This window comes from Diaphorobacter ruginosibacter (genome assembly GCF_040396215.1).
Classification (GTDB): domain Bacteria; phylum Pseudomonadota; class Gammaproteobacteria; order Burkholderiales; family Burkholderiaceae_C; genus Diaphorobacter_A; species Diaphorobacter_A ruginosibacter_A.
In genome coordinates this window covers 1-9,157 of sequence record NZ_JBEBOW010000140.1, presented here as the reverse complement: position 1 = coordinate 9,157, position 9,157 = coordinate 1, and the positions used below count along the sequence as shown (strand labels likewise).

General features: G+C 68.5%; 8 protein-coding genes. 5 read left to right on the top strand and 3 right to left on the bottom strand.

From position 1 onward, the window contains the following. Positions 1 to 41 precede the first annotated feature (41 nt). A complete protein-coding gene (locus ABWP92_RS14750) occupies positions 42 to 923 on the bottom strand; it encodes a DMT family transporter (RefSeq protein WP_353236152.1) in 882 nt (293 codons plus the stop codon). A gap of 57 nt (positions 924 to 980) precedes the next feature. Between ABWP92_RS14750 and pyrF the strand changes: the two genes are divergently transcribed. The 4 genes from pyrF (at position 981) to ABWP92_RS14730 (ending at position 4,877) form a co-directional block, all read left to right on the top strand. Continuing rightward, on the top strand, positions 981 to 1,805 hold the full coding sequence (gene pyrF / locus ABWP92_RS14745) for an orotidine-5'-phosphate decarboxylase (protein WP_353236151.1): 825 nt from the start codon (positions 981 to 983) through the stop codon (positions 1,803 to 1,805). A 16-nt stretch (positions 1,806 to 1,821) separates the two neighbouring features. Next, positions 1,822 to 2,766 carry a LysR family transcriptional regulator gene (locus ABWP92_RS14740; protein ID WP_353236150.1) on the top strand — a complete coding sequence of 315 codons (945 nt, stop codon included), beginning with the start codon at positions 1,822 to 1,824 and terminating at the stop codon, positions 2,764 to 2,766. 90 nt (positions 2,767 to 2,856) lie between these two features. Continuing rightward, complete coding sequence (locus tag ABWP92_RS14735; protein WP_353236149.1) at positions 2,857 to 3,864, top strand: Bug family tripartite tricarboxylate transporter substrate binding protein; 1,008 nt, start codon at positions 2,857 to 2,859, stop codon at positions 3,862 to 3,864. 32 nt (positions 3,865 to 3,896) lie between these two features. After that, entirely contained in the window at positions 3,897 to 4,877 is a 981-nt protein-coding gene (locus tag ABWP92_RS14730; protein WP_353236148.1) for a M14 family metallopeptidase, read from the top strand. 19 nt (positions 4,878 to 4,896) lie between these two features. On the opposite strand, the gene ABWP92_RS14725 is transcribed toward ABWP92_RS14730, so the two are convergent. After that, on the bottom strand, positions 4,897 to 5,277 hold the full coding sequence (locus tag ABWP92_RS14725; RefSeq protein WP_353236147.1) for a DUF779 domain-containing protein: 381 nt from the start codon (positions 5,275 to 5,277) through the stop codon (positions 4,897 to 4,899). A gap of 103 nt (positions 5,278 to 5,380) precedes the next feature. Then, positions 5,381 to 6,904: an aldehyde dehydrogenase gene (gene adh, locus ABWP92_RS14720; RefSeq protein ID WP_353236146.1), complete on the bottom strand. Its 1,524-nt coding sequence runs from the start codon at positions 6,902 to 6,904 to the stop codon at positions 5,381 to 5,383. A gap of 309 nt (positions 6,905 to 7,213) precedes the next feature. Between adh and ABWP92_RS14715 the strand changes: the two genes are divergently transcribed. Beyond that, positions 7,214 to 9,157, top strand: a 1,944-nt coding sequence (locus ABWP92_RS14715) for a sigma-54-dependent Fis family transcriptional regulator (protein ID WP_502907549.1), incomplete at its 3' end; no start/stop codon positions are given.

Below are 9,157 nucleotides of genomic sequence, written 5' to 3'. Positions count from 1 at the left end.
CCTCGGGGGCAGCAGCGGACCGCGCGCAGCAGGGATCCGTCCTAGCTCTTTCTGGACGGCCAGAGCACGGAGGCGATGGCGACCATCATCAGCACGATGGCCGTCCAGTCCTGCCAGTGCAGTTCCTCGCCGAGCCACATCGATCCGCTGAACAGGCCGATGACCGGAATCAGCATCACGCTGAGGGTGGACGCCACGGGCGGCAGGTTGCGCGCCAGGAAGAACCAGGTGATCTGCGCAAAGCCCAGCGCCAGGAATCCGTTGTACAGCATGCCGAAGAGCGCCGCCCCCGTGGGCACGCGGAGCTGGCCGGATTCGAAGATGGCCGCCAGCGCCACCAGCACCGCGCAGCCGATCGCCACCATCCAGAACGACAGCGTGATCAGCGGCACCGGGATCTGCGTGCGCCGCAGAAGCTGGGTTCCCATCGCCCAGCTCGCGGCGGACATCAGCATCAGGCCCACGCCCAGGGGACGGCTGCCCAGCGCTGCCAGTTCATGCCAGAGCAGCAGCAGCACGCCGACCGCCGCCGCCAGCACGCCAAGCCAGGCGCGCGCGGGCAGGCGGTCGCGGAAGAACACCATGCCGAATACCGCCGAGAAGATCGGCATGGTGTAGGCCAGGATCGCCGCGCGTCCGCTCGAGAGGTTCGGAATCGCCAGAATCATCATGCTGTGCCAGAGCACCATGTTCGGGATGGCCAGCAGCACCAGCGTCGGCCAGAACGAGCGCGGCACCCTGAACGACGCCTTCTGGTAGCGCACCACCAGGCCGATGATCGGAAGCGCCAGCACCAGGGACAGCGCGCGGAAGGTAAGCGGGGGAAAGTGCGCGATGGCCTGCTTCATCACGGGCCAGTTCAGGCCCCATATCAACGTGAGCAGGACCAGCAGCACCAGCTGGCGGCGGGAAAACGAAGGCATAGCCGACGATTGTGCCTGCCAACGAACAAGTTTGCCGGGGCACTTAAAATCCCTCGCATGACTTTCACAGAAATGCTGCGCAACGCGACGGCGCAAAACCAATCCCTGCTGTGCGTCGGCCTGGACCCCGAACCCGGCCGCTTTCCGCATGACATGCGGGGCGATGCGCGGAAGATCTACGATTTCTGTGCGGCCATCGTCGATGCCACGGCCGATCTGGCGAATTCGTTCAAGCCGCAGATCGCCTACTTCGCCGCCCACGGCGCGGAAGCCCAGCTCGAACGCCTGATGGAGCACATGCGCCGCAACGCGCCGCACGTGCCGGTGATCCTGGACGCCAAGCGCGGCGACATCGGATCCACGGCCGAGCAGTATGCCCGGGAAGCCTTCGAGCGCTATGGCGCGGACGCCGTCACGCTCTCGCCCTTCATGGGCTTCGACTCGGTCGCTCCCTATCTTCAATACGAGGGCAAGGGCGCGTTCCTGCTGTGCCGCACGTCCAACCCCGGCGGCAACGATCTGCAGGCGCAGCGCCTGGCGAGCGTGGAGGGCCAGCCGCTGCTCTACGAGCACGTGGCGCGGCTCGCGCAAGGCCCGTGGAACACCAACGGACAGCTCGGCCTCGTCGTCGGCGCCACCTACCCCGCTGAAATCGAACGCGTGCGCGAGCTCGCACCCACGGTACCGCTGCTGATCCCCGGCGTGGGCGCACAGGGCGGCGACGCCGTTGCCACCGTGCGCGCGGGCCTGCGCGAGAACGGCCTGATCGCTGTGAACTCCTCGCGGGCGATTCTCTACGCATCCTCGGGCGAGGACTTCGCCGCCGCGGCCCGCAAGGCAGCGGCCGCCACGCGCGACACGCTCAACGCGGCCCGTCCCTGACCGGAGGGCGCCAGCCATGCAGCTCAAATGGCTGGAAGACTTCATCTCGCTGGCCAAGGAGCGCAGCTATACCCGCGCGGCCGAGCTGCGCCATGTGACGCATCCGGCGTTCGGACGCCGCATCCGCTCGCTCGAGGCCTGGGCCGGCACGCCGCTGATCGAGCCCGGCAGCGGCCCGGTGCGGCTCACACCCGCAGGCGAGGCGTTCCTGGAAACCGCCGAGCAGCTCACGCGCAACCTGTCGCAGTCGCACGAGGAATTGCAGACGATCGCGGGCCGCCATGCGCGCACGGTCACGCTCGCCACCGGCCGTACGCTGGCGCGCACCGTCGTGGCCGACTGGCTGCTGCGGGTGCGCGCCATGCTCGCCGACGGCGAACTGCATATCCGTACCGCCTCGCTCGCCGAGACCGTGCAGATGCTGCAGCAAGGCGATGCGGATTTCTCGGTGCTGTTCCACCATTCGGCGCTGGTCGTCCCGCTGGACGCGCGCCAGTACACGCACGTCACGCTCGGCTCCGACAGGCTGGTGCCGCTGTCGCAGGCGCTCTCGTGCGGCAGGCCGCGCCACGCGTTCGGCGGCAAGTCCGCCGTGCCCACGCCCTACGTGGCCTATGCGCGCAACCTCGCGCTCGGGCGGCTGGTGGAGGATCACCTCGCGCACCATCCCGCCGCGCCGCGCCTGCAGCGCCTGGTGGAGTGCGATTCGCCCGACGCGCAACATGAATACGTGCTCAAGGGGCTGGGCATGTCATGGCTTCCGTGGTCGCTCGCCCATGCCGACGTCCAGGCCGGGCGGCTGGCGCGCGCCGGTGACGCGCGCATGGACATCCGCTTCGACGTGCGCGTGTACCGGCCCAAGCGCAGGCTCTCGCCCTTCGCCGAGGCCATGTGGTCGGAGCTGGCGGCCCGCGGCGGATCATTTTCGCGCAACGTTCCCGGCGATGACATTTCGCCATAATTGGCACCCGTTCGTGCCGAATCAGCACAAACATGTCGGCTGCGCCTGCGCAAAATCCGCTGCACACATAACACAACGGAAGACGACGTCATGCACCGCCCCACCCCTACCTCCTGCGCCATTTCCCGCCGCACCGCGGCCCTGGCATGCGGCCTGTCGCTGCTCGCAGCGGCATGCCTGCCGGCACATGCCGACGATGCGTCCGCTTATCCAGCCAAGCCCATCACCATCGTCGTGGGCTATCCGCCGGGCGGCAGTACCGATCTGATGGGCCGCCTGGTGGGCGTCGAACTCTCCAACCGCCTTGGCCAGCCGGTGGTGATCGAGAACCTGGGCGGAGCCGGCGGCACGATCGGCGCGCAGAAAGTCGCAAGCGCCGCTCCCGACGGCTATACGCTGCTGGTCGGCGCCAACAATGAGCTGGCGATCGCCAAGCTGGTCACCAGGAACGTGAAGTATGGCGTGGACAATTTCACGCCCATCGGCCTGATCGGCTCCCAGCCCATGGTGCTGGTGGCGTCTCCCAAGTCCGGCGTGAAGAATGCGGACGAGTTCACCCGGCTCGTCAAGAAGAACCCCGGCAAGTTCAGCTACGGCAGCTCGGGCGTGGGTACCGCGCTGCATCTGGCCGGCGAGATGGTCAAGGAGCAGGGCGGGCTGTTCATGACGCACATTCCCTATCGCGGCGTGGCTCCGCTCACCAACGACCTCATCGGCAACAACCTGGAGTTCGGCGTATTCGTGCTCTCCAGCGGCCTTCCGCACATCAGGGCGGGCAAGGTGATCGCCCTGGGCACGACCGAGGCCCGGCGCGCCCAGGCAACGCCCGACATCCCGGCGCTCGCCGAATTCCCGCAGTTCAAGAACGTGGACATCACCTCCTGGTTCGCGCTGATGGCGCCGGCCCACCTGCCCCAGCCGATCGCGGCCAAGCTCAAGAAGGCGCTGGGCGAAACGCTGGCGTCGCCGGACTTCCGCCAGAAGATGGCAGCGGCGGGCTCCGGCGTCGCATCACCCGATGTGGACATGAACCGGTTCCTGAAGGATGAAATCGCCAAGTACACCAAGATCGTGCAGTTCGCCAGGATCGAAGAGTGATCGAACAAGCGAGAAAGAACGAAGAACGCGCAATGGATTCCCCGACTTCCCTGACATTCGAACTCCCCGCTCCCGACATCGGCGCATGGCGCGCGGGCAACACCGGCACCGAAGGCGTCTGGCATTTCGACTCCGGCCGGCCCGGACGCCATGTGCTGATCAGCGCGCTCATCCACGGCAATGAGCTGTGCGGCGCATGGGCGCTCAAGGGCCTGCTCGAATCCGGCCTCAGGCCCGACAACGGCACGCTCACGCTCGCGTTCTGCAATCTTGCCGCGTTCGACAGGTTCGACCCCGGCAACCACGACGCCTCGCGCTTCGTGGACCAGGACATGAACCGCCAGTGGAGCGACGAGCGTATCGACGCGGGCGACACCCAGGAGCGCCGCCGCGCCGCGCAGTTGCGCCCCTTCATCCAGAAGGCGGACTGGGTGCTCGACCTGCACTCGATGCACGAGCCCTCGGCGCCGCTGCTGCTCACCGGCGTGCAGCCGCGCAACCTGGAGCTTGCCAGGCAGATGGGCGCGCCCGAGCACATCGTGATCGACGCCGGCCACAAGGACGGCACGCGCATGCGCGACTATGGCCGCTTCGGCCTCCCCGACGCGCAGGCGGGCGACTCGCGCACGCTGCTCATCGAATGCGGCTTCCATGGCGATCCGCAAAGCCGCGCCGTGGCCCAGGACATCTGCGCGCGCTTTCTCGAAGCCGCCGCAATCGCGGATCGCGCGGCGCTGCACGCGCGGCTGGCCGGATGGCGCCTGGCCGACGCGCCGCGCCAATGGGCGCTGGAGGTGACCGGCCCGGTCGTTGCCCGAAGCGGGCGTTTCACCTTCACGGAGCCGTTCACCGGCCTGGAGGTGATCGCGAAGGCGGGCACCGTCATTGGCGACAACGACGGCGAGCCGGTCGTCACGCCCTACGACGACTGCGTGCTCGTCATGCCCTCGACGCGCCAGGCGCGCGCGGGCGTGACGGTGGTGCGCTTCGCGCGGCGCCGGCGGCTGTCGTAGCGGCCCATGGCGGCAGCCCCTATCCAGCCCCTGCCGGGCGCTCGATACCCAGCTCGGCCAGTTCTTCTTCGGTGAAGACGCGCGAGCGCGTGTGGAACGCCTTGCCGGTGGGCCCCTCCAGGGAGAGGGTGCCGCCATGGCCTTCGATCACGTCGATGATGAGCTGCGTGTGCTTCCAGTATTCATACTGCGCGCGGCCGATGTAGAAGGAGCAGCCGCCGATCTCGCCCAGGTACACGTCGCCCGCGCCCATGGTGATCTCGCCGGGCAGATAGCAATTGGCGGCGCTGTTGTCGCAGCAGCCGCCGGACTGATGGAACATCAGCTCGGGGCCGTATTGCGTCTTCAGCTCCTCGATCAGCTCCAGCGCCGCGGGCGTTGCGATGACTTTCTCGACCATGTGAGCACTCCTGCGTCATGACGGGCCGCGCTCCGGAGCCTGCCCCACCGGGATGCCGTGCCTCCCGGAGCGCCGTTTGCAGCGCCTGCGCGGCGCTCCTGGATCAGAAGAACCCGAGCTTGTTCTCGCTGTAGCTCACCAGCAGGTTCTTGGTCTGCTGGTAGTGGTTCAGCATCATCTTGTGCGTCTCGCGCCCGATGCCGGACTCCTTGTAGCCGCCGAAGGCCGCGTGCGCGGGGTAGGCGTGGTAGCAGTTGGTCCACACGCGGCCCGCCTTGATCGCGCGGCCCATGCGATAGGCCACGTTGCCATTGCGGCTCCACACGCCCGCGCCCAGGCCGTACAGCGTGTCGTTGGCGATCTCCAGCGCCTGCGCCTCGTCCTTGAACGTGGTCACGGCCAGCACCGGCCCGAAGATTTCCTCCTGGAAGATGCGCATCTTGTTGTGGCCCTTGAACAGCGTCGGCTGCACGTAGTAGCCGCCCGCAAGGTCGCCGCCAAGGTCCGCCTGGGCGCCGCCGATGAGCACCTCGGCGCCCTCCTGCTTGCCCAGGTCGAGGTAGGAGAGGATCTTGGTGAGCTGCTCCTTGCTGGCCTGCGCTCCCATCATGCTGTCGGTGTCCAGCGGATTGGCATGCTTGATCGCGGCCACCCGCTTGAGCACCCGCTCCATGAAGCGGTCGTAGATGCTCTCCTGGATCAGCGCACGGCTCGGGCAGGTGCAGACCTCGCCCTGGTTGAAGGCGAACAGCACCAGGCCTTCGATGGCCTTGTCGAGGAAGGCGTCGTCCTTGTCCATCACGTCGGCGAAGAAGATGTTGGGCGACTTGCCGCCCAGCTCCAGCGTGGCGGGAATCAGGTTGTTGGCCGCCGCCTGCGCGATCACGCGGCCGGTGCTGGTCGAGCCGGTGAAGGCGATCTTGGCGATGCGCTTGCTCTGCGCCAGCGGCATGCCGGCCTCGCGGCCGAAGCCGTTGACGATGTTGAGCACGCCCGGCGGCAGCAGATCGGCGATCAGCTCGGCCAGCACCAGAATGCTGACGGGCGTGCTCTCTGCGGGCTTGAGCACCACCGCGTTGCCCGCGCCCAGCGCCGGCGCGAGTTTCCACGCGGCCATCAGGATCGGAAAGTTCCAGGGAATGATCTGCCCCACCACGCCGAGCGGCTCGTGCAGGTGGTAGGCGACGGTGTTCTCGTCGATCTCGCTGATCGCGCCTTCCTGCGCGCGCAGGCAACCCGCGAAATAGCGGAAATGGTCCACCGTCAGCGGAATGTCGGCATTGAGCGTCTCGCGGATCGCCTTGCCGTTGTCCACCGTCTCCGCGTAGGCGAGCAGTTCGAGGTTCGCCTCGATGCGGTCGGCGATCTTCAGCAGGATGTTGGAGCGCGTGGCGACATCGGTCTTGCCCCATGCATCCGCCGCGGCATGCGCGGCATCGAGAGCCAGCTCGATGTCCTCCGCGGTGGAGCGCGCGGCCTGGGTATAGACCTTGCCCGTCACCGGCGTGACCACGTCGAAATACTGGCCTTTGACAGGCGGCACGAATTTACCGCCAATGAAGTTGTCGTAGCGGGGCTTGTAGGCGATCTTCGCGCCTTGCGCGCCGGGGGCTGCATAAACCGTCATCTGTCGTGTCTCCTGATAGGGGGTTGCCTGTGCACCGGACACCCCTGCGGCGCCGATGTCCAGCCCTCCAATCAAGACGCGTGCCAGCCCGGGCCTCGCGCGCAACCGGCTGATTCCATTGGCTTTTACCGGCGATGGCGCATCCGCGCGGACACCCGGACTGTCCGCGTGGCCGCTCCGGAATGCGACAGGTGTCTCAATATGGAACAGTCGCCCCACGCAACTCCGGACATCGCTTGCCACGCTCGCCGCGGGCGGGCCATACTGTGCCGAAACGGGCCGGCAGAGGCCTGCGCAGGAGACAGCAGCGTGCATTTCCGCCATCAACCCCTCGCCTTGCGACAAGCGCGCCAGCATTTGCTGGAATATGGTCAGTGCCCCAGCGGCGTGCTTGACGAGCGCGTGGCCCGTTCCTGGTCGCGCAGCCTGGCGGCGGGGCTCGATCCCACGGCCCGCCCGCATGCGGCGGAACATGCCAGCGGCGGCGCGCTGCGCCAGGCGCTGTCAAGCCATCCGCTGTTGCTCGCGCATTCCCGGCCCGTGATGGAATACCTGTTCGAGCAGGTGCGCCACAGCCAGAGCGTGGTGGTGCTGGCCGACCAGCGCGGAATGCTCATGCACACGCTGGGCGATCCGCAGTTCGTCGACAAGGCCGAGCGCGTGGCGCTCACGAGCGGCGCGTCCTGGCACGAGGACCACCGGGGCACGAACGCCATCGGCACGGCGCTGGCCGAGCGCGGCCCGGTCGAGGTGCACGGCGGCGAGCATTTCCTGGAGCGCAACGGCTTCCTCACCTGCGCGGCCGCGCCCATTTTCTCGGGGACCGGGGAGCTGCAGGGCATCCTCGACATATCAGGCGACAGCCGCAACGGACACGCGCACACGCTGGGCCTGGTGAGCACGGCCGCGCGCATGATCGAGAACAGCCTGCTCATCGCCACCAGCGAGCGTGGCGGCATCCGGCTGCATCTGCACGCTCACCCGGAGGGCCTGGGCGGCATCGCCGAAGGCATCGTCACGGTTTCGGGGGACGGCTGGATCGTCGGCGCCAACCGGGCGGGGCTGGCGCTGCTCGGCCTGCGCACGGGCGACCTGGGCGCTACCCTGCTGGAGCGGGTGCTCGACGTGCGGCTCGAACAACTGCTGTCGGAACACCGCCGCAGACCGCGCCAGCCGCAGGCGCTGCGGCTGGCCAGCGGCGCGCTGGTGTTCGCCCGGATATGGCTGGACAGCGCCCTCTGGCCCGCGCCCGGCGCACGCGCCGCCCCCACTGCCGTGTCCTCTGCCGCACCCGGGCCCGATGGGAGCGCCAGCGCCGCGCCCCAGGACGCGCTGGCCCGGCTGGAGACGGGCGACGCGCGCTGGCGGGCTGCCGCCGACAAGGCCAGGCGGGTGGCGGACAAGCCGATCCCGCTGCTGATCCTTGGCGAATCGGGCGTCGGCAAGGACCTGTTCGCACGGGCCGTGCACGCCAGCGGCCCGCGCGCGCAGGGGCCGTTCGTGGCCGTCAATTGCGGCGCGATTCCCGAAAGCCTCATCGAGGCGGAACTCTTCGGCTATGTCGCCGGCGCATTCACCGGAGCGCGCAAAGAAGGCAGCACCGGCCGCCTGCGCGAGGCGCACGGCGGCACGCTGTTCCTCGACGAGATCGGCGACATGCCGCTGGCCATGCAGACGCGCCTGTTGCGCGTGCTGCAGGAGCGCCGGGTGACGCCGGTGGGCGCGGGCAAGGCGATCGCCGTGGATTTCTCGCTGATCTGCGCCACGCATAGCCCACTGCAGCTCGCCGCGGGCCAGGGGCGGTTCCGCCAGGACCTGTACTACCGCATCAACGGCCTGACGCTGCAATTGCCCGCGCTGCGCGAGCGTACCGACTTCCTGGCGATCACCGGGCGGCTGCTCGCCGAGCAGGCGCGCGAACTCGCGCGGGCGCGGCCGCTGGACATCGCCCCCGGCCTGCTCGCACGCCTGGCCGCGCATGACTGGCCCGGCAACCTGCGCCAATACGCCAGCGCGCTGCGCACCGCCTGCGCCATGCTCCGGGAGCATGAGGACACGGTGGACTGGGAACACCTGCCCGACGATCTGGCGCAGGCCCTCACGACGGAACGGGCCGCGCCGACGACCCGAGCAGCGGGCTGCTCGCAGATCCGCGTGCCGCCCGCTGCGATGAGCCTGGAGCAGATATCCAGCGCCGCCATCGAGCAGGCGCTGCAGAGCACGCACGGCAATATCTCGCAGGCGGCGCGGCAG

Excerpts from the sequence above, each read along its gene's own strand:
- adh (WP_353236146.1), bottom strand. The coding sequence starts at position 6,904 with ATGACGGTTTATGCAGCCCCCGGCGCGCAAGGCGCGAAGATCGCCTAC.
- ABWP92_RS14750 (WP_353236152.1), bottom strand. The coding sequence starts at position 923 with ATGCCTTCGTTTTCCCGCCGCCAGCTGGTGCTGCTGGTCCTGCTCACG.
- ABWP92_RS14725 (WP_353236147.1), bottom strand. The coding sequence starts at position 5,277 with ATGGTCGAGAAAGTCATCGCAACGCCCGCGGCGCTGGAGCTGATCGAG.
- ABWP92_RS14735 (WP_353236149.1), top strand. The coding sequence starts at position 2,857 with ATGCACCGCCCCACCCCTACCTCCTGCGCCATTTCCCGCCGCACCGCG.
- pyrF (WP_353236151.1), top strand. The coding sequence starts at position 981 with ATGACTTTCACAGAAATGCTGCGCAACGCGACGGCGCAAAACCAATCC.
- ABWP92_RS14740 (WP_353236150.1), top strand. The coding sequence starts at position 1,822 with ATGCAGCTCAAATGGCTGGAAGACTTCATCTCGCTGGCCAAGGAGCGC.
- ABWP92_RS14730 (WP_353236148.1), top strand. The coding sequence starts at position 3,897 with ATGGATTCCCCGACTTCCCTGACATTCGAACTCCCCGCTCCCGACATC.